Origin of the sequence: Bacillus piscicola, assembly GCF_022458745.1 — a bacterium.
In the GTDB taxonomy this organism is placed as follows: domain Bacteria; phylum Bacillota; class Bacilli; order Bacillales; family Marinococcaceae; genus Alteribacillus_A; species Alteribacillus_A piscicola.
The window spans coordinates 1-26,305 of the sequence record NZ_JAJJJF010000019.1 but is presented as its reverse complement, the minus strand read 5'-3'; the positions used below and the strand labels follow the sequence as shown (position 1 = coordinate 26,305).

Sequence of the window (26,305 nt, the reverse complement as noted above, 5' to 3'; positions counted from 1 at the left end):
TCTTTAGTGGATCAGGCTTTCCTCGCTGTTTTTAGTAAGAAGGAAAAATGGGGGAATACGATGTTTTCAGGAAATAAGTTAGTTGTAATCCTGCCTGTAGTGTTAATGCTTCTCCTGTTTGCCGGCGGAAGTCTGTACATAAATAAAGCCCAAGTCGTTACAAATGAGAAGCTAAATGAACAAATTGAATGGGACACATCTTTTGAAGCAGCTGAAAGTGGGGCCCAGTTAGAAGGAACCTGGGAGTGGAAAGTGATGCCGGAAGACGGTGTGCAAGGTCTTGATTATATAGGGGTTACCTTACTAGATAAAAATGGCGCACCACTTCCTCGCGAAACCTTAAAGTCTTATAAATTAGTCGTCGAGACAAAGGAAGGCAAGAAGGAAGCGGAAAGTGAAATCGTTGACAACGGAATTCTTTTTTCTTTTTTAACAGAGATGGAGGAGTATGACGTTGTGGGTAGTAAAGGTTCCTTTACTGTAGAAACAGACACGGATATTATTCCGGAGCGTGCGGTAGTCAGTTATTTGCATACATGGGAGGAACACCAGGGCATAAAATCAAAAGATGCGAGGTTTTTTGAGAGGGAATTTGTGGGTAAAGAGAGTAACGATGAATCTTTCTTTTGGGTTGCGGAACGCTTTGTAGATGTTGATAAAGAAAGTTTGCATGCATCATGAAAGGGCTCTCCTATCAAAATGGAGTTCTTTTCATTGGTGAACAGTTTATAGGTTGGGCGCACGTAGAGAATCAGCGTCCGGTTTCGAGGCTGCTGCCCCTTCACCCCACTTCGTTATGGAAGATTGGTAAAGATGTCTTCCTATCGATGCCGTATTGGTATAAGCTTCTATTCTTTTTATGGGGGGCGGCTGTGCTGATATCCGTACCTGTTCGTCTTTTCTACGATGGTTTTTTCCCTTATGCGCCAGCATATACCTTCTTTTATTTTTTATTTGGTACTCACTTTATCTTCCCGAAACAGTTGAAACAGTTTCACGGTGCTGAGCATAAAGTGTTTAGTTTTAAAGGGATAAAAAGTGGACGATATTTATCACGAATCAAAAAAGCAGCCATTACGAACCGGTATTGCTCGACAAACACAGTGGTGCTATATTTTTTCCTCGTCGCTGCGTGTATACCACTTACTGCACTACTGCTCCCTTTAGACAGGGCAGCTGCGCTCGTATCCTATGCAGCAGTACCGGCAGCGCCACTGTTGCATCGTGTTATTCAGAAAAAGGGGATGGGCGGACTACGAAAACCACTTCTTACTGTCTCCTATGCCGTGCAAAAGCATATTACGTGTTCCAACCCGGAGAGGATTCATCTGCGGACCGCATTAGCTGCCTACCGGACACTTGCCAGAAAAGAATATCCACACCTTTTAAAGGAAGTAAAGGAGGAGAAGCATATGGCAATTATGGACTTAACGGTTGTTCCTATTGGTTCAGAATCCACCAGTATGAGTGATGATGTAGCGGAGATTCAAAAAGTGCTCGATCAACACGGAGATAAGATTAACTATCAGCTCACCTCGATGAGCACTATTATCGAGGGTGATCTGCGTGACCTGCTTGCGATTGTCCAAAATTTGCATGAAATTCCATTTAATCGGGGCGCAAAACGAGTGTCGACGAACATTAGAATAGACGATCGCCGCGACAAAACAAGCGGAAGAATGGAAGAAAAAGTAGAATCGGTGGAAAGTAAACTATAATAGAGAAAAAAGGAGCTAAATCAGCTCCTTTTTTCCATTTCTTTACTACTATGTATGGCTGGGATGGCAGGGTTCGAACCTGCGAATCACGGAGTCAAAGTCCGATGCCTTACCGCTTGGCTACATCCCATTAACAGTTATAGTGTAGACACGGTCTTATGGTTATATACAAGAAGAAAAGATTTTTTAAAAAAGAAGGGATTTTCAAATGGAAGGAGAATATGTAAGTTGAAAACAAGAATAATGAAAGGAAAGGTGATGAATTGTCGAACGTTGAGTTAGATAGCAGAACTATCGTTGATCGTGCCCTTGAACTGCAGGCAACAGATGTTCATTTACATCCCTATGAGAAAGTAACCGTGCTTTTATTTCGGATCCACGGTGACCTTTACAAGATGGCCACTTTACGGCCGCAAACCGCTGAACGTTTAATCGCGCATTTCAAATTCCGAGCTGGAATGGACATCGGAGAAAAACGCCGGCCCCAAAACGGATCTTTCTTGGCAAAATCGTCACGACGGCCTGTCAATCTTCGGTTTTCCACAATGCCTTCCTACTATCGAGAAAGCATGTCCATTCGATTGCTCCCTCAGAAGGAATTCCTTTCTTTATCCTCCCTATCCTTTTCTCCCGCAGTTGTTTCTTATTTTCAATCGTTACTTTCTGAGAAGAACGGTCTGATTATACTAACAGGACCAACCGGATCTGGAAAAACGACCACCCTCTATTCATTTATGAATGCCTTATCCAAACAGTATGCTTCCCGTATTATCAGCATTGAAGACCCCGTAGAAATAAGAGATGAATCTTTCATCCAGACAGAGGTAAATGAAAAAGCAGGATTGTCGTATGCAGAAATGTTAAAATCTTCCCTGCGGCATGATCCTGACGTTATTATGATAGGCGAAATCAGAGATACGGAAACGGCTAAATTAGCGATACGTGCAGCTTTTACCGGCCATCTAGTTTTTACGACCATGCATGCCGGAAGTCCGTATGGAGCCATTCACCGCCTGCAGGATTTTGGATTTACGAACGTAGAATTACAGGAAACGTTACTATGTATCACTTCTCAAACATTACTGCAGCGTTACTGTGTGTATTGCCAAGGTTTTACTTGTTCTCCTTATTGCCAAAAATTCAAGCAGGCATCGCGCCTTGCCTTATTTGATATTCTTTCGAAACGGGAAATATTACAGTACTTCGCTAACCATTTTCAAGACAAGCCAGCTTTGACGATATCTCAGCAAACACAGTTAATAAAGGGCAAAGCTTTAGGCCTTCTTTAAAAGTGGGAAAGGGGTGAGGCCTTTATGGGCAAAAAGTGGAAAAGCCATGAATCTGCCGACTTTCTAGTGAAAGTGGGCGAGCTGTTAGAGCAAGGCTACTCCATCGACCAGGTGCTTGAATTGTTAAGCTGGGAACAGCCGGATATAGTGAAGTCAATGATTATCGAGATGAGAGAGGAATTACGAAGAGGTACTTCTTTTCATGAAATATTAAGAAATCATTATTTCCCCTCTGATATAACGGCTTATGTTTTTTTCTCCGAATCATGCGGTGCACTGCAAGAAGGGCTGCAGGGAGCAGGTGAATTGTATCGGAAACGAATCGAGACGACGAGACGAATACGCCGATATTTACGATATCCGCTGCTTCTTCTATGGACCCTGCTTATAATATCCATTGTTATGCTTCATTTTCTTTTTCCTCAGTTTAGTCAATTGTTTGATTCCCTTGATATGGAATTTCCAATGGTTACTCTTATCATGATCCAATTTTTTCGCTATTCGCCTTACCTCGCCTTTTCCCTCGTCCCGATTGTGTTACTTTTATTTGTTTACTATTTTAAAACATTTCGACATTATTCTGCGCACAAACAATGCCACCTATTGTTTCAAATTCCTTTCCTTGCGCCTTTCCTTCGCTTATTTTTCACTTATTATTTTTCATTGCAGTTGAGCAGTATGCTGAAAGGGGGGTTATCCATTTATGAAGCGTGCCAAGTATTTGAAAGGCAGGACCACTTTGAATTTTTCCAGGCTGAAGGCAGCTTTTTAAAAGCAATGCTTAAGGAAGGAAACTCGTTATCGGAAGCTTTGGAGAACAAGGGGTGGTACAGAACGGAAATGAAGTATGTCGTACAACATGGACAAACGGCAGGAAGGCTTGGGGATGATCTGTATTATTACAGTGAGAGGGTGTTGCGAATACTTGAAGACAGGGTGAAAAAGGTAGTAATGACTGTACAGCCTATCATGTTTTGTATGATTGGCTTGGTTATTCTCGCCATGTTTTTATCGGTTTTCTTACCCATGTTTCAGTTGATGACCTCTATGTAAGAAAGGAGTAAGTGAGATGGGGCATGTAAAAGTAGAGCAAAATGACGAACATGAACGATTACTGGAACGTATCAACATGCTCGAACAGCGAATTCAAGCGATAGAAATGAACAAAGAGCAAGATATTATCAGCCTTTTAAAAATCTCTTACCAAAAAAATAAAATGTAGAAGGGAAAAATATCAATGAAAATGATGAAAAACGAGAAAGCCTTTACCATGATTGAGATGATGATTGTTCTTCTAATTATCACGGTTTTGCTGCTTATTGCGATACCGAATATGGTCACAAACAATAACGTTGCACAGTCACGCGGCTGTGATGCGACTATGCAGCTTTTAGAAGCACAGGTAGGAGCGTACGAGGTCGAGTTTAATGAAAGACCCTCATCTTTAGAAGAGTTACAAACAGCTAAGTATGTGGATAGAATAACATGTCCAGACAATACGCCATTGCAACTGTCAGAAGGTAAAGTATCAAAGGCATCTCAGTGAGCCAGAAGCCGCTCGGAGAAGACGGACACACTTTAGCAGAGATGGTAATTGTCTTATTAATTATCACAGTAACAATCGGAATTCCCATTTTAACTTTTCATTCTTTTCAAAATCAGAAGGAAATAGATTATTTTATCGAGTTGCTGGCGGAAGATTTAAGATACGCTCAACAGTATGCATATGCGCATGAAAAAATGATTTTTTTGGAGAGTGACAAGACTTCTTATGCTTTAAAAGAATCGGTATACAGCAAGCCACTCCTGCTTCGTAAGATTCCGGCAGGAGTGAAGTTTGATAGAGGGACAATTTCGACAAGCGAAATTATCTACAATCACAATGGCAACATTAGAAAACCGGGCACATTTTATATACGGACAGCAAAGAACAATTATAAAGTAGTATTGTTATTAGGCAGGGGGCGTTTTTATGTCGAGAAAATGTGAGGATGGAATGACATTAATGGAAGCAGTTGCTGCGTTGAGTCTGCTTTCATTTATTACCTTGATGTTATTGCCCCTTTTTGGAATTGTTTATTCTGAAAAGAAAACGATCCACGAGATGCGTTCTGCCTTGTATGTATTAGAAAAAGAAGCACTGGCCGGAGAGCAATATGAAACGATAAGGAATGGTTATTGGGAAGGCTTGGGGGAATACGAATTCGCTTCTGCAAAGAAAGAAAAGGGAGTGGAAATGTGTATACGGTGGGAGGGTGCAAATGAACGAAAATACGAGAAATGTTTATTCGTTCTTCCGTCAATCGCAAGGGATGACGCTGATTGAGACTTTGATTGCCTTCGCGATATTTCTCGTGTGTGTAACTGCTATTGTTTCCTTTATCCCGCTATTTTCGTTTCCGTCTGATCCATTACGACAAGATATTCATATGTTTTTCCAGCAAGTAAAAGATGACATGGACCACGCCTATGAGATAAAGCGGAACGAAGACGGCTTTACTATTTATTGTGAAACGGCTGCGGAAAGATTTACACTCCAATACCGTCTTTCAGGTAGCAACTTAATTCGCAGAAGGGAAGGAAAAGGTCATGAAATTGTGTTGCAGCATGTGACTGGACTTCACGCGGTATACACCGATTACGGAGCTGATATCGAGGTGACGGATAAGCATCATGTCAGCTGGAAGACGGTTGTTGGCTTCCGTCCTGCCCTGGAAGGGAGAGAGCGAACATGGAACTGGGGGAACGAGGAACCATCGTACCGGTTACCTTGATGATATGTCTGCTGATGACGGGTCTGTTGGTTTTTCAAATTCATGTGTATATGAATGCAAAACAAAATATACAGCTAGAGGAGCAAGCGTTAAACCTCGAATGGCTAATTCGAAATGGAGAGCGGAAGTGGTTGGATACGACGTCTACTATAACCCCTGGTGTTGGCGACTTTTCATTCCCGAATGGTTCTGTCCGTTATTCTGTTACAGTCAACCGTGAGATAGCGAATACGGCAAGAGTCCGCTTCACAGCTAGAGATAAGGGAGGCAATGTGCGGACTCATTTTTTTGATGTAGCGGTTCAAGAAGCATCACTGGAAGAGAATCTGCTGGACAGCACGGACGACACACCTATCCAAGTTGACGTCATTAAAATGGAATGAAAACCACCAAATAAATCTATAAAAGGATGAACAGAATAAAGCTTTTCTGTCACGGCTATAATAGGAATGACGAGCAATGGCAGGAGGATGGATTATGGAGCCTAACCCTTTTGTAAAATTTATAACGAAAGAGCTTGTGGAAGCATTAGAAAAACAAAATGACGGAAGATCAGAGAATCAAGACCGAAAGAGGAAGCGGCCCTTTTTTCCGCGGAAAGATAATTTTTTATACAGATGGTTTGGGATGGTACCATATTCTTTAAAGATGTGGCGAAAAAAGCAGTAACCTGTCACATACCTGTAACATTTTGCAGCACCATTTTTCGACAAGGGCTTGACGAAATGCGGAGTTTTTTTATAATGAACGTATAGTTCATTTCAGAGTGTTTACGGGTAGGGCTTGTGTAAAACAACCTGTTTGTCTGCTCTTGTATTTATTCTTGCTTGCGTGTATATTTTAAAGAGAAGAGGAGGGAAAGTGAAAATGGATCGTATGTTTCGCATGATCGGCTTTTGGACAGCTGTCTTTGCAGTACTATTTTTCGTAGGCGACATGTTTAGTATGGCTGTCTTGTTTTTCGCCCAAACAGCTGTATTTGTTGGGCTTGGTTTTATGAAACTGACGGAGCGGATGTATATTTATATTTTTGGTGCATATCTAGCACTTTTCTTCGTTGGGTTCAGCTATTATACGACATTCATTATGGAACCAGCATTTTCGTAAACATGCATAATGCGTACATATGCATAAAAAAAGAGCGGCTATCGCTCTTTTTTCGTTATTAGAAGCCATGTAAGAACGGATTGCTATCCATTTCAGCCCCGATCGTGGTCACTGGCCCGTGTCCGCAGGCTGCTGTCACTGTCTCTGGCAAATCGAGCAGCTTATTGTGAATAGATTGCAGTAATTCCTGATGATCGCCACCGGGAAGATCTGTTCGCCCGATGCTCCCGGAAAATAGCACGTCGCCGGAGAAGACCGTTTCACTTTCCGGGTGATAAAATGATACACTTCCAGGTGAGTGGCCGGGTGTATGTAAGGTAGAAAAGGAAAAAGAACCAATCGTCAACTGCCCTTCTTCCTTGATCTGATAGTCTGCCTGCCGTGCGGTGATGGAAGGATCGCCTAAAAATCGGGCTGAGCCGTTTTTCTCAGGGGTCTCGAGCCAGTCTTTTTCACTTTCATGGAGATAGACGTCGATCTTATATGCCTCCCTAATTTCATCGACAGCGCCAATGTGATCAAAGTGGGCATGTGTTAACAAAATGGCAGCAGGTTTCAAACTGCGGCTGTCAAGCCATTCTATGAGTTGATGGGCATCGCCGCCTGGATCAAAAATGACGGCTTCCTTTGCATCATTGTATAACACATAACAATTTGTTTGTAATGGACCCAATGGCAATTGTTCCCATTTCATGTTAAATCCCTCCGTTTATGCATCAATTGTAGACACAATAAGTTCATTATAACAAGGAGATAGAAGAAGCGAAAATGTTAGTGCAACTTAAATGGAAAAAGGGTATAATAGTAACGGAATGTATAGATTAAATATAATCATTAAAAACTAAGATTACATACTAAAGGAGGGAAGGACTCCATGGCTATCGGTATTATGTTTCTTGTTGCTACTATTTTGTGTGCTGTGGCAACCATCCGCGAGATAAAGAGACGCAACTTCTTTGCAGTTGGCTTCGCAGGAATATCTTTTCTAGTTTTTGGTTTTTTCTCCATTATGACGATTTTTGTAAGTGGAGCACCAGAAATATAAAGCAGGCTCAGGGTTCCAAAAAACGCAGGTCCTTTTCTTTGAAACGAGAAACGGGACCTGCGTTTTTTTAGATTGGATAAGAGAATGGCATCAATATCAGTATATAGGGATATATAGGTAGTATAATGACTCTTATCATAGAATAACGAGCTATTTGCCGATCTTTCTTACGCTTCTTGCTTTGTAAAACAATCCTTGATTTTGTTATGGTTAAATAGTAATAAGCGGCGAGAAGACGATTTTTTTTAAGACTTGTTTGTGAAATAATACACAAAAACTGGGGGACAATCTATGAATAGGCTGATATGACAAGGAGAGGATAGTAATGGGAAATAAGGAAGTAACTGCAGAGCCTATTGACAAGGAAGAACAAAAGGATGATTACTCTCTAGAAAAGGTGCCACGTTCGAAACGAAACATGGGCTGGATCAGTGTGATGAATATTACTTTTGGTATTGCAACGGCTATCTTTTATTTTCAAATGGGAAGTGTCATGGCAATTCAATTCGGGGCTGTAAATGCTCTTATCTCATCTCTTTATGCCATTATTGTGGCCGGCACACTTGGAACCTTCATTGCGTATCTATCGGCTAAATCCGGCATGAACGTCAATTTGCTTTCAAGAGGCGGGGGGTTCGGCTATATAGGAGCTTCGCTCACTTCCCTTATTTACGCTTCTAACTTTATTATGTATTGTGCTTTTGAAGGGTTAATTTTAGTGTCTGCCATACACACTTTTTATCCTTCCATTCCAGAATGGACGTTAATTGTCGTGTTCGGTTCGATTATTATCCCGTTAAATTGGTTCGGGATTAAACAGCTTGACAAATTACAAAAGTGGTCGTTGCCGGTTTTTATGCTCTTTTTGGCTACCGCAATCATTGTTTCTATCGTAAAGCCTCCAGTCTTCGAAGGTGAAATTTTTTCCTTTCTGCCCGCTGGTGTAGGAGTGGGTGGTGAAGCATTGCTTCTCTGTATGGGAATGCATCATGGCATCATGGGACTGACAGCTCTACTTGGTTCCGATTATGCCCGGTTTCTCAAGCCGGAAGATATTAAAATAGGCTCCCTTGCCATCGGATTTGTTCCGCAAATATTTTGCTTTGGTGTGATGGGAGGTCTTGGTATCTGGTTTGGGGTTCGCTTTTTAGAACCGGATCCGGGAGTATACATTGTGCTTCTTCTTGGCATAGGTGGAGCGCTGTTCACTATGTTAACCCAACTGAGAATTAATGTAACAAATATATATAGCAGCTCATTATCACTGTCCAATTTTTTTGAGAATATCTTTTCTTTTACGCCTGGGCGGCGGTTCTGGGTTGTTGTAGCTGGAGGTTCTGCGATGGCGTTAATGCTCGGCGGCATCGTAGATCATTTAAATACAGTCATGACTTTCCAAGGTGTCTTTTTGTTAGTATGGGCGGCAATCTTAGTAAGTGACGCCATGATTGTAAAAAGGTTGTTAAAAATTGGGCCTAACTATTATGAAGCCCGCCAAGAGTATTTGCATAAATGGAATCCAGTAGGAGTAGCATCTTTGCTCATTGCGAGCACGTTAGGAACAATTGCTGCATTAGGGTACATGGGCACGTTCCTGCAAAATACTGCTGCTATTTTTGCTGCTGTTCTGGCGGCCATCTTAACCGTCATCTTCGCTCTCTCTACCAAGGGAATATATTATTTGAAGAGTGAGCCGCGTAATGTAGAGGAAGAAGAAAAAGTATCGTAACCATTTGCAACATGAAATTCTCCATACAGGTCTAAGTTTTTTAATCGTGTTCTCGCTGAAAAACTAGTCAAACAGAGTTAAACAGACCCTATCCTTTTAAGGGATAGGGTCTGTTGTATGTCGTTCACATGTTTATTATTTATCATATCTAACGTAACCTGCTGCATCACTCATATCTTGTCGGTCGAGCTTAACAGCTTCGGAAAGCAGCTGTCCGATGACGAGAATGTAAATAAGGACTGTGCTGACTTTCCAAATGGTTCCCCCCGCCTGTTGATCCCAGAACGCATAGGCATCATACAAAGCATCACCGGAAAAGATAAGATAAAAACCTAAAGGGGAGAAAAACAGACCTAAACCAATGACATAAACAATTTTTTGAAAGGGGCTTAAAACATAATAGGGTTTGTCCAATGAAATAATGGACCACCACTCGAAAAAAGCAAACGGTAATAATAAAACTGTAGCGAAGAGTTGAAACAAAAAATGAGACATGACCGCATTAAAGATAAACGGGAGATAATAACTCGAGAATAATAGGATAAACACAGGAAGAGATACTTTCGGGTTCGTAAAAATTTTTAGAACTTTGTTTGCTACCGGATGTTTATAAAAAGGTTGTAACAAGCCCTCTGTCATACCTAACAAAATGAAGACGGGCACGACAAAATAAGTAATGGTTTGCTGAAGCATGTGCGCAATAAAGGAAGCGTGTCCCAGCGTTAACATAGGACTCGTCTGTGCGGCCAGGAATAATACAACACCCGTGAAAAAAGAAACTTTTCGCCACTTTTCCACCTCTTTATTATGTTGCCGTGCTGCTTTTAAGTAACGAATGCTAATAAATATCATAAACAATACCAAAAGCATACTCCACAGATGATACATGATATGTAATCTCTCCTTGCTCATCGTTTTTGCCTTCTATAGAGTCAATTTACCGCAAGTATACTAAGGATTACCCATTCTTTAAAGTCTTTCACATTTCAGGTTGTTTCCAGTAAACGAACTTGAATTCCATAATTAATTCCACTCCTGGCATGGAATATTGGTCTATACCTCTTTTTTTCACAACCATATATTGTTGTATGTGGTTGGATAGGGGGTGGAAACATGTCAGTTGGACATTACTATGAACTTTGCAATCGCTACAAAGGCAGAGCTGTAGAAATAAAAACCCATGATGGTAGAGTCCACAGAGGCATTATCCGAAACGTAGATAATCGCAACGTGTTTTTACAACCACTTGGCCGCCCGCGAAATCTGGGTGGTTTTGGTTACGGGGCTTTTGGTCCCGGGTATGGTTATGGTGCCGGATATGGCCCTGGGTATGGCTATGGTGGAGGATTCGGATATGGGGTTGCGCTAGGTGCGATTGGCACATTAGCCTTACTTCCTTTATTCTTTTGGTAAAACAGACGGGATTTTCTCGTCTGTTTTACCGGTGCTCATGATACATTCAAGATCTGATTAAAAATATCCGTATCGCAAACGAGCAGTTCCTCACTTGTAACGTTCCTTTCTTGCATAAATGTCTTGACTAAATAGTACCCCACACAATATCCCGTCATTTTAGGATAACGCCGAAAGCCATATAGGATATCTTGTTGCCTTCGATCAAAGTTCGGTAGATCTTTATTAGGCATTACAATGGTATGCCATAATTTTTTCAATTGGTCAACTGAATAAAATGTTGTCCATTTCGCCGTATATTCTTCACCGTATCTTTCACGGACGGCGTTTTCTGCTAACCCTTCTAAGATGACCGTGTCGGACAACGTACAATCTTCTTCTTTTCTATTCAGTTTTTTTAACCAGCAGACATGGTTGTATTCGTGGGTGAATAATGCGCAAATTTCCTGTTGGCTGTTATGTTCCGAGACAAACAGAAACAATTTGTCTGCAAAGGCGAGACCGGATAAACCGTGGTAGTTTACTTTCAAATCCCGGTTATGTGGATCTGATGGAAAAATAAAAATAGGAATGTCCGGACCGTTCCATTTTTCTTTTAGTCGTTGTTTTTCTTGATGAACCACCTCCCATGTTTTATTGTTGTGCAGATTTTGGACAAGTTCTTCCCCGTTTTTAAAAGGGTGCCGGTACATACCGTGTTGAGTAAAATGGTAATAAATATCGTGAGGCTCAACCTCTTTAAAATGTGCCACTACCTGTTTGCACAACGTAATGGGGTTGTCAAACCATTTTAACAACCACTTATCTGTCCGAATAACGCCCATTCTTCTACTCCCTTATTAAAAGACTTTCTCCTACCATATGCTCCAATTCAAAGGGGGTGAAAACGACGAAGATAGGTGGACAGCTTCCCGCACACTCTCCTTATGAATAGGATATAGATGAGAAGTAAGGAGGTGTTAAGATGCATTATGGGAGGCCAATACCAAGAAGGCCGTTACCAGGGAAACCAGTGTCGGGGAGACCGATGCCAGGGGGACCCATGCCGGGAAGGCCAACGCCAGTACCGACGCGTCCGTTTCCCTTGCAAAATCAAGCTTATTCTCCTTCCGCAAAGCCCAATGTATTAGATTCATTTAAAACACCCGATGGCAACTTAGATTTTGAAAAGATTTCCACAACCGCCCAGCAAGTGATGAATATATACAACCAGGTAAGCCCGATGATTACCAAATTTATTAAAAAATAAGCATCGTAATCATTCACTGACCGGCAGAAAAGGGGAGCATTCACCATGGTCATCCGCAAAGCGGCGTATTGGGAAACGAAGGAAATACTACGTCATGCTCTGGACGTATTAAAAGAAGCATCAATGGGGCACGTTGCAGTGAAAAGAGAAAAGGCACTGCAATTCATAGCCCCTTTTTTGTACAATGGCGGCTATTACCTTATTTATGAGGAAGACGGTGTTAAGAAGGGATGGGTCTGTATCGCTCAGACTGTAGACCATTACACAGATGAAATGGTCGGTTTTATTCCGGAGTTGTTTGTGTTACCGCGTTATCGCAACGAAGGTGTAGCGAAGAAATTGTGTGATGAAGCAATGAAAGAGTTACATGATCAAGGTTTCGAAAAGGTTCAGTTGAATGTATTTGCGCAAAACCACGCCAAAGAACTTTATGAAAAGCTCGGCTTTTATGAAATTTCCACTCTAATGGAAAAAAATATAAAGGAATAAGATCCCCCCCAGGTTGACAGTATGGATCTGGGGGGAACGCAGTAGACTATTACAACAAGTGGCTGGAATTTAAAATGAGGAAGCAGTTAGGAAAAACAAACCGTGATTAATGATTTCTACAATGATTTCAGGTTGATAGCGTTCAGTAAGGGCATTTTTTTCTTGTTCGTATTCCTCAGGTGTTTGTTTGGAGTGTTGATAGTAAGCGTTAAGAATAGTAAGTTCTTCCTGCATGCGCTGGTTCGCAAAATCTGCCCAATCTTGCGGTTCAGCTGCTAAGGTTTGTTGGAGATGGCGTTTGATTCGTAAAATACCGCTTTTCGTTTGAATAAGGGAGCTCATTGGAAATGTCCCTTCTGAGATAACGGGGTGTAAAGATTTGTTCTCAAGGCGTCCCATCATGTCGTCTACAATCTGCCCGTGTATCAATTGTAGACCATAGGAGAACAGCTTGTCTTTCCGCTGGTGGGAGACATAGGAAATCTTAATGTTCATGACGAGCCACGGATAAAGCGGTACCGGTTTTGTACCTGGTATTTGTTGAATTTCTTCGTACAAACGGCTGGATTTACCTTTTTCCTTTGCGGAGCGAAAAAGCTGATGAAGACGGGGAGAGCCGAAATGAACCGGTTCTCCGTCTTCCTTTTTTTGTTTCTGGCCGTCTGTTAACAAGGTTAGTTGTAACGGCTCAGCCTGCCCGTTTGTTTTTCGAATAAACTGCCAGTAAAAGGGTCGGTTCATCAATTCCTCGTCTAGATCTTCCGTAAGCTGAACAGATAGTTTTCTGCTGTTTTCAGAAAGAATATCCGCTCCGTAAGTTATGAAATATTTCCTCACGAAATCATGAATGACATGCTGCTCCATACTGAGTCACCTGCCCATTAAAGTTTTATTAGTTGATTCAGTTACATTATCAAAATCCGAATAACCGGATATAGTATTGAGCAGTTGATTTTCACTGCAGGCGAACGCTTTCACCTACAGGCACAAGCGCGACATCAGTTCGAGACTTCGCTTACGCTCGTTCTCGCTGTGTCTTCTTTGCCGCGGGCAACGCCTCAGCCTCGGGCCTACAGGATGTAGGTCATGCAACCGTTGCGACAGGACGTCGCGCAGTTAGGTTGCCTTCCCTCTAAACAGGTCTGCGGGGTCTTCGGACTGTTGCTTTTTCCGCTGGAGTCGTCGCCTTCCGTTACAATCAACACCACATATATGAATAAGAACTTTTGAAATTGATTCAGTTAATTAGTTCGGTAAGGTGGTTGAGTTTGAGCTCGAGTTCTTTGTCTGATTCCGATGTGGAGAGGGCATCGGTTATATAACCTTCAATCGATGAATAAGGTGTAGAAGCAAGGATCGTATCCAACTCTCCAATAACATTTTCAAATAGCTTAATTTTTTCATATAAGAGCGAAAGAATATGTTCTTCCACCGTTCCTCTTACACCAAAGTTGTATACTTCGACATCTCTGGTCTGGCCGAGACGGTGAAGACGTCCAATCCGTTGCTCCAGCCGCATCGGGTTCCAGGGAAGGTCATAGTTGATGATGGTACTGCTGAACTGAAGATTGATGCCTTCACCGGCCGCTTCCGTGGCTATCAGTACCTGGGCGTGGTTTCTGAAAAGATCCTGCATCCACTCTTTTTTACTGTGTTTAAAACCGCCGCGAAAAGGAACGGAAACGACTCCATGTTGCTTGAAAAACCATTGCAAATAGAGTTGGGTTGCCCGGTATTCCGTGAAAAGAACGACTTTTTCTTCTGTGTTTTGGACGATCTCTAACGCTTTCTCTGCTTTGCTGTTCGTTTCAATTGCTTTTATTAACTCTACCAGCTCTGTAAATACTTCTTCTGATAATTCTTGTTTCATATACAGATTTTTTAATGTTAAATAAGCCGATTCTCTACTGCTGCATGCTTCTCGTAAAAGAGTCATCGCTGTAAATCCGTGAACGGCTGAATCGCTCTCTTCCCTTAATTGCGCGAGCCTGTCATAAAACTGTTGCTCTGCGTCAGTAAAAGTGATGTAGGAGGAGTGAACATTACGTTTTGTCCAGACCAGTCCAGTCTCCTCTCTTTTATTTCTGACCATTACTTGTTGAACGATGTGCTTCACAGCATGGACGCCCTTCTCTTTAAAGAGTGATTGGAAATCCTCGATACTTCCGAGAAGGCCTGGTTTTAGTAGATTAATGAGGTGGTATAATTCAGCTGGATTGTTTTGTACCGGGGTCGCAGTTAACATGAGACAAAACTTTTTCTGCAAGAGACGGGCGAATTCATAGTTTTTTGTACGGTGATTTTTTAACTTATGCGCTTCATCAAAGATAACCATATCGTATTCTCGCTCTAATACGAGTTCACGATGGGGCGGTTTTTTTGCCGTATCAATGGAAGCAACGATAATATCAGCATTTTTCCAGACATATGTCTTCTTTTGGGGGACGGCTGGGATGTAAAATTTCTCATTTAATTCTTTTGCCCATTGGCCGGTAAGAGAAGCAGGGACTAGAATTAAAGCAGATTTGACCAACCCGCGTACCATATATTCTTTTAAAATTAAGCCTGCTTCAATCGTCTTCCCGAGACCGACTTCATCGGCGAGGATCGCTTTTCCGTCCATTTCTTCGATCACTCGTTTCGCCGTTTTTTCCTGATGAGGGTATAAATTTAAGTGAGGCAGGTGCTTCTCACAAACGAGTCCAGAGAATGAGGGATTCGTCATCCATTGTTCCGCCTCATAAGCGAGCGAAAATTGCTCCCAGGAAACAGCACTGTCGATATTCTCAGTCAATGACTCCCATTCAGGGAGAAATCTCACTTCCACTCCCATGATGTTCACCTCCAAAAGATTGTCTTTCTTAAAGCAACGTGCTAAACTAAATGATATGTTAGACTTTTATGACAAATAAAAGGTAGTGTGAAATTTCTCTTTCAGGCTTTTCCTATTAGTATGGATCAATATGGAAATGAATTATGCATAAAAGATAATAAAAGTAAATAACGCGGAAGAAGACAAAGGGAGAGATCGTTGTAAACGACGCCGAAGGAGCAAGCTGAAATCCAGTGAATCTCTCAGGCAAAAAGACTTTTGTCGGACGCATCTCTGGAGAGAGCTCATACCGAGCCACCCACGAAGACATTCTCTTCCTTTAAGAGAGAAGAAACTTTCTGGTTGCAGGACAGAGGGACCTTATTTATAAAGGGGTTTCTCTGTCTTTTTTTGGTTATCTGAATATATATTTTTTTCAGTTGAAGGGGGCCAAGTAAATGAGCAAGGAACTGAAACGAACACCGCTTTATCCTTTATACACCAGGTATGGTGCAAAAACAGTGGACTTTGGCGGCTGGGAGTTGCCTGTTCAGTTTTCAAGCATTAAAGAGGAGCACCGGACTGTTCGCGAGAAAGCTGGTTTATTTGACGTCTCACATATGGGAGAAGTGGAAGTGACCGGGGAAGGTGCTTTTCCTTTTCTGCAATATATTGTAACGAATGATTTGGAAAGGTTGAAGCCTGGAAAGGTTCTATATACCCCTATTTGCAATGAAAAAGGTGGCGTAAAGGATGATTTCTTAATCTACCAATTGAAAGCGAGTCATTACTTGTTAGTTCCGAATGCCGCCAATGCGGAAAAGGTCGTACGTTGGCTCCGTGAACAGGCGCCGGATGATGTGACAATTGCCGATCGTTCCGCTACCTATGCACTCCTTGCTGTCCAAGGACCGCTTGCAGCATCGATTATCCAAACAATGACAGAAACAGATATCCAAGACATCCCCTTTTTTCGTTTTCAGGAAAAGGTTGTTGTAGCGGGAATAGAAGTGCTCCTTTCCCGTACTGGTTACACCGGCGAAGATGGTTTTGAAATGTATACGAGTCACGAAAATGCTCCGCTCTTGTGGGAGGAACTTTTAGAAGCGGGGAAAACGAAGGGACTCCTGCCTTGTGGACTAGGCGCACGTGATACGCTCCGTTTTGAAGCGTGCCTGCCACTCTACGGCCAGGAAATCTCAGAGTCGATCAGCCCGCTTGAAGCAGGCCTTACCTTTGCCGTAAGACTTAAAAAGAACAGTGACTTTATCGGTAAATCAGCGCTTATTGAACAAAAAAAGACTGGACTTTCACGGAAGATATGCGGCATAGAAATGATGGATAAGGGGATCCCGCGAACGGGTTATGACGTGCTAAACGAAGATGGTAAAAGAATTGGTTTGATAACATCCGGCACACAGTCGCCTACTTTTCAGAAGAACATGGGCCTTGCCTTAATTGAAACACCTTATACGGAAAAGGGCTCCACTCTTTATGTACGTATTCGCAAAAAAACACTGAAAGCAGTAGTAGTCCCGATGCCTTTTTACATGAGAGAAAGGGGATGATCTTATGAATTTTCGCTATTTGCCAATGACACAAGAAGATAAAAAAGAGATGTTAGAGCTTATTGGTGTAAAAAGTACAGAGGAGCTGTTTGCCGATATTCCGGAGAACATCCGCTTTCAACAAGACATGAAGCTGTCCCCTCCACTTGCGGAAACAGAACTCTTAAAGGAACTGCAGCAGTTAAGCGAACAGAATGCTCATATAAAGACCTACCCCTCTTTTTTAGGAGCAGGTGTCTATGATCATTACATCCCTTCTGTCGTCGATCACGTCATTCGCCGTTCTGAGTTTTATACCGCTTATACTCCTTACCAAGCTGAAATTTCTCAAGGAGAACTGCAAGCCATTTTTGAATTTCAAACGATGATTTGTGAATTGACTGATATGGATATTGCTAATTCCTCCATGTATGACGGCGGCACGGCGCTTGCGGAAGCGGCAGTGCTTGCGGTAAGCGAGAGCAGGATGAAAAAGAAAAAGATCCTTGTCTCAGAAGGGATACATCCTGAAACACGCGCCGTTCTAGACACATACACAGAAGCGCACGGGTTGGAAGTCAAAACAGTACCCCTGAAAAACGGGAAGACGGATGTTGATATTTTAAACGATCATATCGATGAACAAACGGCTTGTGTGCTTATTCAGTATCCGAACTTTTTTGGTTCCTTAGAGGACTTAAAAGAGATGGAAGAAGTGGTACACGCTAAAGACGCTCTTTTTGTTGTATCAAGCAATCCCCTTGCTTTAGGTGTTCTTACGCCGCCAGGGACGTTTGGCGCGGATATTGTGGTCGGTGATGTCCAGCCATTCGGCATCCCTGCGCAGCTTGGCGGGCCGCATTGTGGGTATTTTGCCGTCACTAAAAAGCGGATGAGAAAGATGCCTGGCCGTTTGGTCGGACAGACGCAAGACGCGGATGGAAATCGCGGGTTTGTCCTTACACTGCAAACGAGAGAACAGCATATCCGCCGTGATAAAGCAACCTCTAACATCTGTTCCAACCAGGCATTAAATGCGCTCGCCGCCTCTGTTGCGATGAGTGCGCTCGGAAAAAAAGGTGTTAGGGAAATGGCTGTCCAAAATGTCATTAAGACAAACCGATTCAAAGAGAAATGCAAACAGGCGGGTATTGCCATTGTTGATGAACAGCCGGTATTTAATGAATTTGTGCTAGACGTAAAAAAACCGGCAGCTGAAATAAATAAAGAGCTTTTTCATAAGGGGATCATTGGGGGATACGACCTTGCCCGTTTTGACAAAGAGCGGCAAGGTCAGATGTTAGTGTGTGTAACGGAGCTGCGAACGGAACAGGACCTCGAGGATTTCGCAAGAGCATTGGGGGGATTAATAGAATGAAAACGATCGAAATGCCGTTGATCTTTGAAAGAAGCCGCCCCGGTCGTGTTGCTTATTCATTGCCAGATAGCGATCACTCTTGTGAATACGAAGCGGAACTAGCGAATCTTCTTCCTTCTGAATATCTGCGTGACGAAGAGCCGGAACTTCCGGAGGTTTCTGAGTTGCAGTTGATAAGGCATTACACCGCATTATCAACGAGAAATCACGGGGTGGATTCAGGTTTTTATCCGTTGGGCTCGTGTACGATGAAATACAATCCCAAACTAAATGAGGACGTTGCCCGTCTGCCCGGGTTTGCTTATATTCATCCTTATCAGCCGGAAGAGCAAGTCCAAGGAGCGCTCCAGGTCATGTATGATCTAGCGCAGTCACTTGCGGAAATCACCGGGATGGACGCGGTAACGTTGCAGCCGGCGGCCGGTGCCCAAGGGGAATGGGCAGGTCTCATGATGATCCGTGCTTTTCATGAAGCCAAGGGGGAAACGGCGCGAACGAAAGTGATTGTGCCGGATTCTGCTCACGGCACCAACCCTGCGTCTGCGACAGTTGCCGGATTTGACCCCGTCACTGTTCGTACGGATGAGCGAGGACTTGTCGATTTAGAGCATCTTCGAGAATTGGCAGGAGAAGATACCGCAGCTTTGATGTTAACAAATCCGAATACACTCGGTCTCTTTGAAAAAGATATCGTAGAAATGGCTGCGATTATTCATGAAGCGGGAGGAAAACTCTACTATGATGGTGCCAACTCTAATGCTATTCTCGGGATTACGAGACCGGGGGACATGGGTTTTGATGTTGTTCATCTGAACCTGCATAAGACCTTTACCGGCCCTCACGGAGGAGGTGGACCGGGAAGCGGACCGGTAGGAGTAAAAGAAGATCTCATTCCTTTCTTACCAAAACCTGTTCTTGTAAAAAAAGAAGATATGTTAACGTGGGATTACGAACGGCCGCAATCCATCGGAAGGGTGAAACCGTATCACGGGAACTTTGGGATAAACTTGCGTGCTTACACGTACATTCGGACGATGGGAGCGCAAGGGCTTAAGCGGGTTTCCGAAGATGCAGTCCTTAACGCTAATTATTTAATGAGACAGCTCCAGCCTTATTTTGACCTTCCCTATGATACGGTATGTATGCATGAATTCGTGTTATCCGGGAAACGGCAAAAGAAAGCAGGGGTGAGCACCCTGGATATGGCGAAACGGCTGCTGGATTTCGGCTATCATCCGCCAACAATTTATTTTCCGACGAATGTAGAAGAATGCATGATGATAGAACCGACAGAAACAGAAGCGAAAGAGACACTGGATGCGTTTGCCGAGGTGATGATTCAGATTGCCAAAGAGGCTGTAGAAGAGCCTGAAACGGTAAAGCAGGCACCTCACCACACGGCAGTCAGACGACTTGACGAAGCACTAGCCGCGAGAAAACCAGTTTTAAAGTATGACAGAGGTTAAACCAAGCCATGCCGTTGCTGCGGCATGGCTTGTTAATGTATTGAATCAATTTCACAAGTGCGTAAGCCGTCGTAAAAACGAACGATATAATCAACTTTATTAATAACGTTCATAAAAATTAAATATATCTGTTGATTGTAACGGAAGGCAGCGACACCAGCGGGAAAAGCATGAGTCTTGAGGCCCCGCAGGTAGCGGGTTAAGGATCAAAGGCTAAAGGCGCCACGCCCTGTGGCAACGCCTTTGTGACCAACATCGTGTTGGCCTGAGGAGGGCTCAAGTCATGCCCGCGGAAAGCGTCCGCCTGCAGGGCAAATCAACCGTTCTATACTATGCCCGAATTGTTCGGATGGCGATAACTTCATTTGAATTATGAAATTGATTCTATTATAAAAACAATGGTGACCAAAGATAAACGTTATAACTATCGCACGAAATGAAAGAATGTAACTGATCACAAAGAGAGTTAATGACGTTGCATAATTTGTGGAGGATGAAAATAGCAACGTCAAAGGGGGTGTATCTAGCTGCGAAAGTTGTGCCATTATAAAATAGCGGTGTCACAGGGCGTGGCTGAAGTTGCGAAATTCACGGGATATGAGAATAACAACATCACAGCTCGTGTATGGTGCCACAAAATCCGTGATCCCCAATAATAACAACAGCATAGTAAGCGTACGGCGTCGCGAAAGCCACAGTCCGCATAAATAGAAGCATCATAGCAAGCGTATGATGCCGTGAAAATCACAATTTACAAAAATAACAACATTATAGGGAAGGGATGAAACCTTGAAACCCGCGATTATTAGAAATAGCGACGTTATAGTTATCATGTGCCTTCATGAAATCTTTGGACATAGGAGATACGGTAGGATGAAAAAGTAAAAAGGAGCCCCCGTTTCCGGCCAAGCTCCCCACGTACTTTTGATTCTTTATTTTTTGATCTTGCCCGTCCATTTACGAAACCCTTTTTTCAAGTTATAAATGTCTTCCGTATTTCGGTGTTTTTTAATCAGACGTGCAGCTTGCCGGCATCTCGTTCCCGACTGGCAATAAAGGTAAACCGGCTGGTCGTTGCGGATTTCGTTTGATCGTTGTTTCAGCTGCGTTAAGGGAATATTGCGGGCTCCAAGAATATGACCGCCGCTGTACTCCCGCGGTTCACGGACATCGATTAATTGGGCCTTTCGGTAGCCTTTTTTAAATTCCTCTTCGGTTAAATCCGTAAGAAATCCTGGCTTTACAAAGCGCCGTGCGGTCATAAAAACGAGAACGGCAAGTAAAATCCCCCATAAAATCCACATGGTCATGCATGTTCCACTCCTTTAAACTTAAACAAGCTCTACTTCACATTATAAAACGGGTGCTACTCGTAAACAAGAAACTTTTGTTTTCATGCCAACTTTGATAAACTATTTTTGCTGTTAAAATAAGATCCGAGGAAGCCAGGGTGATGTCATGGAAAAGGAAACATGGTATTTTATTGATTCTGGGAACAAACCTCCAGCTTATAACATGGCACTTGATGAGAAGCTGTTGGAGTGGCACAGTGAGAAGAAAATTCCGCCTGTTGTCCGCTTTTACGGCTGGGATCCGGCAACATTGTCGATTGGCTATTTTCAAAAAGTACATAAAGAAATTGATATGGAGGCTGTTAAAAGACACGGCCTAGGCTTTGTGAGAAGGCCGACGGGAGGCCGCGGCGTCCTTCATGATCAGGAATTAACGTACAGTGTGATCGTATCAGAAGACCATCCGAAAATGCCACCGACAGTGACGGAAGCATACCGGGTAATTTCGGAAGGGATTTTGCAAGGATTTCGGCACTTAGGACTGCACGCAGATTTTGCGGTCCCGCGTACAAAGGAAGAACAACAAGCCTTAAAAAACCCTCGTTCGGCGGTTTGCTTTGATGCCCCTTCCTGGTATGAGCTTGTCGTAGAGGGAAGAAAGATTGCCGGGAGCGCGCAAACGAGACAGAAAGGTGTCATCTTGCAGCACGGCTCTATTATTCTCGATGTAGACGAAGATAAGCTGTTTGATTTGTTTACCTATTCGAGCGAACGGGTACGGAAACGGATGCAGAATGCTTTTAAAAACAAGGCGGTTGCGATTAATGAATTACTTGATACACCGGTAACGCTTAAAGAGGTATCTGCTGCTTTTCATCAAGGATTTGCAGAGGGGCTTGATGTTCATGCGGAAGCGTACCAATTGAATCCACAACAAGAAGAGCAGGTGAAAGAATTAGCGATAGAAAAATATGAATCAGAGGAATGGAATTACCGGCGTTGACGAAATTAGATAAAAAAGTCCGAGCTTAGCCGCTTCGCAATTTTTTGAGGTGCAATTGCGTGGCGAAAGGCGTAAGCTCGGACCTTTTTTCTGCAAAAATGACTGCTTATTTCACTTTGCAAGCAGTCCCGCGGGAATCCGGGGAAGAAAGGTTTGTTATCTGCTGGCAGTTTCCCGGAAAAGCTTTTGCAGTTCTCTCGTGACAGGACCGGGTTTAAAAGTAGCTTGTACGGATCCCTTCACAGAGACTACAGGCAAAATCTCGGTAGTCGTACCGGTCATGAACATTTCATCTGCTAAAGCCAAGTCATCAAGGGTGAAGGCTTTCTCTTCAGCGGGTATCCCTATCTTGCGCGCTAATTGTAAAACAAATTGGCGCGTAATACCGTTTAAAATATAATGATTTGCCGGATGGGTATAAAGGGTACCGTTTTGAACGATAAACGCATTGCTTGACGACCCCTCTGTCACTGTACTGTCGCGGTGTTGAAGGGCCTCGTCACAGTGGTTATCTTCTGCTTTTCGTTTAGCCATGATGTTTCCCAGCAAATTAATGGTCTTAATATCACAACGGAGCCAGCGGATATCTTCGAGCGCAAGAAGCGAAATACCGTTTTGCTGTTTATCAAATGGGATTTCCACCGTTTTTGTGAAAGCAGTCAGAATAGCTGTTAAATCACGGGTGTATAAATGCTCCCGTTCTTGAAGCCCTCTCGTCATTTGTACATAGACGTAGCCGTTTTCTAATTTATTTTTTATTACAAGTTCGGTGACGATGTCTTTAATCTTAGGAAGAGGATAAGGAAGAGGAATATCCAATTCATCAGCGCTTCTTTGAAAACGCTCAAAATGTTCGGTTAACAGAAACGGGCTGCCATTATAAACTCGGACTACCTCGTAGATTCCGTCACCGAAATAATAGCCCCTGTCTTCAAAGGAAATGCGGGCATTTTCTCTTTTCACAAATTCATCTTGAAGCCAAACATACTCCATGACTGATCCCACCTTCTTATGTGTAAATGATACAAGGGAATTTTAACATAGATGAGGGAAAGCTAAGCAAAAATAGGATGAAATCATTTTATACTCTTTTAAAAACACAAGTTGCAATTTTTTTTAACAGCGTAAATGAGGTCTTTTATAAACGCTATTCCTTGTCCGTTTGCTTAATATCTCTCGATTTGAAAGTTGACAAACTTCTACAATTACGTACTTTTTACTATATATAGTGTGCTTGTGATATAAATTAATACAAGATATTGATTTATATCCGGCCGTATGATAACTTAACAATTAGCAGTTAAAAGTTGGGAGGATGAGATGATGGAAGTCACGATGGAGCGATTCGAGACAATAAATATAGAAAGATTAAACGAGGATATTCAACACTTCCCACAAGTTTATCCGATTACAAGTGATATGCAGGTGACGAAAAAGGGTGTATCTCGTCTCGTGATGCTGGACCGGTATACGTTTAAGGATACAGAGAAAAAAACATTAAAAATTGGTGATTTTGTTGTTTTGACAGTTAAAGAAGATCCGCAGTTCCCTGCACGAGGATATGGATTTGTTCTGGAATTAAACTGGGAAGAGAACAAGGCAAAGGTTCAGGTCGATCCGGACTTTCACAATGTGCTTGAGCCAGAGGAAGCCGAGGCTGGATGTGTAACGCGTTCTTTAGATGTCATTGAGAAGCCTCTTGAAATCTATTATGAACAAATTGCGAAGCGTAATGCTTCGGGGCTTGCATCTGTTGAAAAAACAGAAGAGAAGCGCCGCGAGAATTTTGAGCGTTTCTACAAAGAACTCAGCAGCATGAATTTTGTTCCTGCCGGCCGTGTTTTATACGGGGCGGGAGCCGAAACAGATGTAACCTATTTTAATTGTTACGTGATGCCTTTTGTAGAGGATTCCCGGGAAGGTATTTCCGAACACCGCAAGCAAGTGATGGAGATCATGAGTCGTGGAGGTGGGGTTGGTACGAACGGTTCGACCCTCCGCCCAAGAAATACACTGGCAAGAGGAGTGAACGGTAAGTCTTCTGGTTCGGTTTCCTGGTTGGATGATATTGCGAAGCTTACTCACCTTGTCGAACAGGGGGGATCGAGACGAGGGGCCCAAATGATTATGCTGGCGGATTGGCATCCTGATATTTTGGAATTTATTATTTCCAAAATGCAAAACCCCCGCATTCTCCGTTATCTTCACGAAAATACGGAAGATGATCAAATTCAAAGTCTAGTTAAGGAAAAATTAAAATTCACACCGTTATCAGCAACAGAGGAAGCACTGTACCAAAATGTTGTCAATTATAAACACATCCCGGGGCAAGGCGGCTTCGATGAAAAAGTAATTCGAGAAGCGGAAGAGAAATTACACACAGGCGGTACTTACTCCGTAAACTCACCGGAATTTTTAACAGGAGCGAATATCTCTGTTTGCTTGACAAAAGAATTCATGGATGCGGTCGAGAATGATGAAGAGTACCCGCTTCGCTTCCCGGATGTCGAAAGCTATAGCGACGAAGAAATGGAAGTGTACAATAAAGAATGGCAAGAGTGCGGGGATGTCCGGGAATGGGAAAGAAAAGGTCATCAAGTACGGACGTACCGCACGATTCAGGCGCGCGAGCTGTGGAAACTAATCAACATTTGCGCTACGTATTCAGCAGAGCCGGGGATCTTCTTTATCGATAATGCAAATGAACAGACCAACGCGCAAAGCTACGGGCAAAAAGTTGTTGCGACAAACCCTTGTGGTGAGCAGCCCTTAGCACCTTTTTCTGTTTGTAACTTAGCTGCTGTCAATCTTGCGGAAATGGCGGATAAAGATGCGAAAACGGTGGATTTTGCTAAATTAAAAGAAACGGTAGCAACCGGCGTACGTATGCAGGATAACGTTATCGACGCTACTCCTTATTTTCTTGAGGAGAATACGGAACAGGCAAAGGGCGAACGCCGGGTAGGCCTTGGAGTGATGGGGCTGCATGATCTGTTGATTTATACAGAAACGACGTATGGCTCCGAGGAAGGCAACAGACTTATTGATCAAATTTTTGAAACGATTGCAACGACAGCTTACCGGACAAGCATTCAATTAGCGAAGGAAAAAGGCAGTTTCCCATTCTTGGTTGGGAAAACGGACGCTGAAACGAAGGAGCTTCGCGAAGCTTTTGTAAACACGGGGTATATGAAAAACATGCCGACGGACATCCGCAATGACATTCGTGAATTTGGCATCCGTAACTCGCACCTCTTGACGGTCGCTCCAACCGGTAGTACAGGAACAATGGTTGGCGTCAGCACAGGTCTCGAGCCATACTTCTCATTTAAATACTATCGCAGCGGACGGCTCGGCAAATTTATTGAAGTGAATGCGGACATCGTTCAAGAATATATAGAAAGAAATCCAGAGACAGACCCAGGGAATCTCCCTGAGTTCTTTATCTCTTCCATGGATTTGTCCCCGGAAAACCATGCGGATGTTCAATGTATTATCCAACGATGGGTGGATAGTTCATTGTCGAAAACAGTTAACGCACCGCGCGGCTATACAGTTGAACAAGTTCAAAAAGTGTATGAACGCCTGTATCATGGAGGGGCGAAAGGCGGAACGGTCTATGTGGACGGCAGTCGTGACGCGCAAGTGCTTTCTTTGCAGGCAGAGGAAAATTCAACAAACGCAGATTATACCGACGTGGATACAGACAGCAAGCCAGAGAAAAAAATGGTTCTCGTTGATACGATTAGGGAAATTCGTTCTACGACTGTCCAATTCGGAAATGAAATAGGGGATAATTGTCCTGTATGCCGGGAAGGTACCGTAGAAGAAGCGGGCGGTTGTAATACATGTACAAATTGCGGCGCCCAGTTAAAATGCGGCCTTTGATATTTGCGTCAATTTTAAAAGTGCTTATTTAGAGAAGAAACACGAATAATGATAGACAAGAAAAGGATAGATTATTCATTTTTCTTATATAGCTGGTGTTAGTTGT

General features: G+C 43.0%; 29 protein-coding genes, 1 tRNA gene and 2 riboswitches. Of the genes, 22 read left to right on the top strand and 8 right to left on the bottom strand.

Annotated features, from left to right (window positions below; translation table 11 throughout):
- Window positions 1-60 precede the first annotated feature (60 nt).
- Both LOR49_RS16860 and LOR49_RS16855 read left to right on the top strand, forming a co-directional pair.
- Window positions 61-681, top strand: a complete 621-nt coding sequence (locus LOR49_RS16860; RefSeq protein WP_240378118.1) for a hypothetical protein — start codon at window positions 61-63, stop codon at window positions 679-681.
- Entirely contained in the window at window positions 678-1,718 is a 1,041-nt protein-coding gene (locus LOR49_RS16855; protein ID WP_240378117.1) for an MTH1187 family thiamine-binding protein, read from the top strand. The genes LOR49_RS16860 and LOR49_RS16855 overlap by 4 nt, the downstream gene beginning before the upstream one ends.
- Before the next feature lie 55 nt (window positions 1,719-1,773).
- Here the strand turns inward: LOR49_RS16855 and LOR49_RS16850 are convergent.
- Window positions 1,774-1,848 (bottom strand) — tRNA-Gln (locus tag LOR49_RS16850).
- Between the two features lie 133 nt (window positions 1,849-1,981).
- Here LOR49_RS16850 and comGA point away from each other — a divergent pair.
- The 10 genes from comGA (at window position 1,982) to LOR49_RS16800 (ending at window position 6,888) form a co-directional block, all read left to right on the top strand.
- Entirely contained in the window at window positions 1,982-3,007 is a 1,026-nt protein-coding gene (comGA, locus tag LOR49_RS16845) for a competence type IV pilus ATPase ComGA (protein WP_240378116.1), read from the top strand.
- 24 nt (window positions 3,008-3,031) lie between these two features.
- The gene (gene comGB, locus LOR49_RS16840; RefSeq protein ID WP_240378115.1) at window positions 3,032-4,060 is read left to right on the top strand and encodes a competence type IV pilus assembly protein ComGB; all 1,029 of its coding nucleotides are present in this window, start codon (window positions 3,032-3,034) and stop codon (window positions 4,058-4,060) included.
- 16 nt (window positions 4,061-4,076) lie between these two features.
- A complete protein-coding gene (locus LOR49_RS16835; RefSeq protein WP_240378114.1) occupies window positions 4,077-4,229 on the top strand; it encodes a hypothetical protein in 153 nt (50 codons plus the stop codon).
- A 15-nt stretch (window positions 4,230-4,244) separates the two neighbouring features.
- On the top strand, window positions 4,245-4,553 hold the full coding sequence (gene comGC, locus LOR49_RS16830; RefSeq protein WP_240378113.1) for a competence type IV pilus major pilin ComGC: 309 nt from the start codon (window positions 4,245-4,247) through the stop codon (window positions 4,551-4,553).
- Entirely contained in the window at window positions 4,550-4,996 is a 447-nt protein-coding gene (gene comGD / locus LOR49_RS16825; RefSeq protein WP_240378112.1) for a competence type IV pilus minor pilin ComGD, read from the top strand. Before comGC ends, comGD begins: the two co-directional genes overlap by 4 nt.
- The gene (locus LOR49_RS16820; RefSeq protein WP_240378111.1) at window positions 4,980-5,333 is read left to right on the top strand and encodes a hypothetical protein; all 354 of its coding nucleotides are present in this window, start codon (window positions 4,980-4,982) and stop codon (window positions 5,331-5,333) included. Before comGD ends, LOR49_RS16820 begins: the two co-directional genes overlap by 17 nt.
- Entirely contained in the window at window positions 5,269-5,781 is a 513-nt protein-coding gene (locus LOR49_RS16815) for a competence type IV pilus minor pilin ComGF (RefSeq protein ID WP_240378110.1), read from the top strand. The genes LOR49_RS16820 and LOR49_RS16815 overlap by 65 nt, the downstream gene beginning before the upstream one ends.
- Complete coding sequence (gene comGG, locus LOR49_RS16810; RefSeq protein ID WP_240378109.1) at window positions 5,739-6,164, top strand: competence type IV pilus minor pilin ComGG; 426 nt, start codon at window positions 5,739-5,741, stop codon at window positions 6,162-6,164. The genes LOR49_RS16815 and comGG overlap by 43 nt, the downstream gene beginning before the upstream one ends.
- A 94-nt stretch (window positions 6,165-6,258) precedes the next feature.
- Window positions 6,259-6,450, top strand: coding sequence for a YqzE family protein (locus LOR49_RS16805; protein WP_240378108.1), 192 nt, complete (start codon window positions 6,259-6,261; stop codon window positions 6,448-6,450).
- A gap of 198 nt (window positions 6,451-6,648) precedes the next feature.
- Window positions 6,649-6,888, top strand: coding sequence for a DUF2626 domain-containing protein (locus LOR49_RS16800; RefSeq protein ID WP_240378107.1), 240 nt, complete (start codon window positions 6,649-6,651; stop codon window positions 6,886-6,888).
- A gap of 58 nt (window positions 6,889-6,946) precedes the next feature.
- On the opposite strand, the gene LOR49_RS16795 is transcribed toward LOR49_RS16800, so the two are convergent.
- Window positions 6,947-7,582, bottom strand: coding sequence for an MBL fold metallo-hydrolase (locus tag LOR49_RS16795; RefSeq protein WP_240378106.1), 636 nt, complete (start codon window positions 7,580-7,582; stop codon window positions 6,947-6,949).
- Window positions 7,583-7,762: 180 nt separating this feature from the next.
- Between LOR49_RS16795 and LOR49_RS16790 the strand changes: the two genes are divergently transcribed.
- Both LOR49_RS16790 and LOR49_RS16785 read left to right on the top strand, forming a co-directional pair.
- Complete coding sequence (locus LOR49_RS16790) at window positions 7,763-7,933, top strand: DUF2759 domain-containing protein (RefSeq protein WP_240378105.1); 171 nt, start codon at window positions 7,763-7,765, stop codon at window positions 7,931-7,933.
- 325 nt (window positions 7,934-8,258) lie between these two features.
- Window positions 8,259-9,662 (top strand): purine-cytosine permease family protein, encoded by a 1,404-nt coding sequence (locus LOR49_RS16785; RefSeq protein ID WP_240378104.1) that lies wholly within the window; start codon window positions 8,259-8,261, stop codon window positions 9,660-9,662.
- A 135-nt stretch (window positions 9,663-9,797) separates the two neighbouring features.
- Here LOR49_RS16785 and LOR49_RS16780 read toward each other — a convergent pair whose 3' ends face one another.
- Window positions 9,798-10,574 (bottom strand): cytochrome c oxidase assembly protein, encoded by a 777-nt coding sequence (locus LOR49_RS16780; RefSeq protein ID WP_240378103.1) that lies wholly within the window; start codon window positions 10,572-10,574, stop codon window positions 9,798-9,800.
- A 201-nt stretch (window positions 10,575-10,775) separates the two neighbouring features.
- Between LOR49_RS16780 and LOR49_RS16775 the strand changes: the two genes are divergently transcribed.
- Window positions 10,776-11,075 (top strand): hypothetical protein, encoded by a 300-nt coding sequence (locus LOR49_RS16775; protein WP_240378102.1) that lies wholly within the window; start codon window positions 10,776-10,778, stop codon window positions 11,073-11,075.
- Between the two features lie 35 nt (window positions 11,076-11,110).
- On the opposite strand, the gene LOR49_RS16770 is transcribed toward LOR49_RS16775, so the two are convergent.
- Window positions 11,111-11,899, bottom strand: coding sequence for a DUF2268 domain-containing putative Zn-dependent protease (locus LOR49_RS16770; protein WP_240378101.1), 789 nt, complete (start codon window positions 11,897-11,899; stop codon window positions 11,111-11,113).
- Between the two features lie 140 nt (window positions 11,900-12,039).
- On the opposite strand from LOR49_RS16770, the gene LOR49_RS16765 reads away from it, so the two are divergent.
- Together LOR49_RS16765 and LOR49_RS16760 are read left to right on the top strand one after the other, a co-directional pair.
- Entirely contained in the window at window positions 12,040-12,324 is a 285-nt protein-coding gene (locus LOR49_RS16765; protein ID WP_240378100.1) for a YppG family protein, read from the top strand.
- 45 nt (window positions 12,325-12,369) lie between these two features.
- Window positions 12,370-12,813 carry a GNAT family N-acetyltransferase gene (locus tag LOR49_RS16760; protein WP_240378099.1) on the top strand — a complete coding sequence of 148 codons (444 nt, stop codon included), beginning with the start codon at window positions 12,370-12,372 and terminating at the stop codon, window positions 12,811-12,813.
- A gap of 69 nt (window positions 12,814-12,882) precedes the next feature.
- On the opposite strand, the gene LOR49_RS16755 is transcribed toward LOR49_RS16760, so the two are convergent.
- Window positions 12,883-13,677: a YqhG family protein gene (locus LOR49_RS16755; protein WP_240378098.1), complete on the bottom strand. Its 795-nt coding sequence runs from the start codon at window positions 13,675-13,677 to the stop codon at window positions 12,883-12,885.
- A 373-nt stretch (window positions 13,678-14,050) separates the two neighbouring features.
- Window positions 14,051-15,646: a DEAD/DEAH box helicase gene (locus tag LOR49_RS16750; protein ID WP_240378097.1), complete on the bottom strand. Its 1,596-nt coding sequence runs from the start codon at window positions 15,644-15,646 to the stop codon at window positions 14,051-14,053.
- A gap of 176 nt (window positions 15,647-15,822) precedes the next feature.
- A riboswitch (glycine riboswitch) is annotated at window positions 15,823-15,914 on the top strand.
- Between the two features lie 3 nt (window positions 15,915-15,917).
- A riboswitch (glycine riboswitch) is annotated at window positions 15,918-16,001 on the top strand.
- An 82-nt stretch (window positions 16,002-16,083) separates the two neighbouring features.
- Between LOR49_RS16750 and gcvT the strand changes: the two genes are divergently transcribed.
- Genes gcvT through gcvPB form a run of 3 tightly spaced genes read left to right on the top strand, consistent with a single transcriptional unit; the run spans window position 16,084 to window position 20,016 of the window.
- A complete protein-coding gene (gene gcvT / locus LOR49_RS16745; protein WP_240378096.1) occupies window positions 16,084-17,193 on the top strand; it encodes a glycine cleavage system aminomethyltransferase GcvT in 1,110 nt (369 codons plus the stop codon).
- Window positions 17,194-17,197: 4 nt separating this feature from the next.
- Window positions 17,198-18,550, top strand: a complete 1,353-nt coding sequence (gcvPA, locus tag LOR49_RS16740) for an aminomethyl-transferring glycine dehydrogenase subunit GcvPA (protein ID WP_240378095.1) — start codon at window positions 17,198-17,200, stop codon at window positions 18,548-18,550.
- Complete coding sequence (gene gcvPB, locus LOR49_RS16735; RefSeq protein WP_240378094.1) at window positions 18,547-20,016, top strand: aminomethyl-transferring glycine dehydrogenase subunit GcvPB; 1,470 nt, start codon at window positions 18,547-18,549, stop codon at window positions 20,014-20,016. Before gcvPA ends, gcvPB begins: the two co-directional genes overlap by 4 nt.
- A 932-nt stretch (window positions 20,017-20,948) precedes the next feature.
- Here the strand turns inward: gcvPB and LOR49_RS16730 are convergent.
- On the bottom strand, window positions 20,949-21,326 hold the full coding sequence (locus tag LOR49_RS16730) for a rhodanese-like domain-containing protein (protein WP_240378093.1): 378 nt from the start codon (window positions 21,324-21,326) through the stop codon (window positions 20,949-20,951).
- Between the two features lie 148 nt (window positions 21,327-21,474).
- Here LOR49_RS16730 and LOR49_RS16725 point away from each other — a divergent pair, with 148 nt between their 5' ends.
- Window positions 21,475-22,311 (top strand): lipoate--protein ligase family protein, encoded by an 837-nt coding sequence (locus LOR49_RS16725; protein ID WP_240378092.1) that lies wholly within the window; start codon window positions 21,475-21,477, stop codon window positions 22,309-22,311.
- A gap of 156 nt (window positions 22,312-22,467) precedes the next feature.
- Here the strand turns inward: LOR49_RS16725 and dat are convergent, their stop codons facing one another.
- Complete coding sequence (gene dat / locus LOR49_RS16720) at window positions 22,468-23,304, bottom strand: D-amino-acid transaminase (RefSeq protein WP_240378091.1); 837 nt, start codon at window positions 23,302-23,304, stop codon at window positions 22,468-22,470.
- Window positions 23,305-23,634: 330 nt separating this feature from the next.
- Between dat and LOR49_RS16715 the strand changes: the two genes are divergently transcribed.
- Window positions 23,635-26,199, top strand: coding sequence for a vitamin B12-dependent ribonucleotide reductase (locus LOR49_RS16715; RefSeq protein ID WP_240378129.1), 2,565 nt, complete (start codon window positions 23,635-23,637; stop codon window positions 26,197-26,199).
- The last annotated feature ends 106 nt before the right edge of the window (window positions 26,200-26,305 follow it).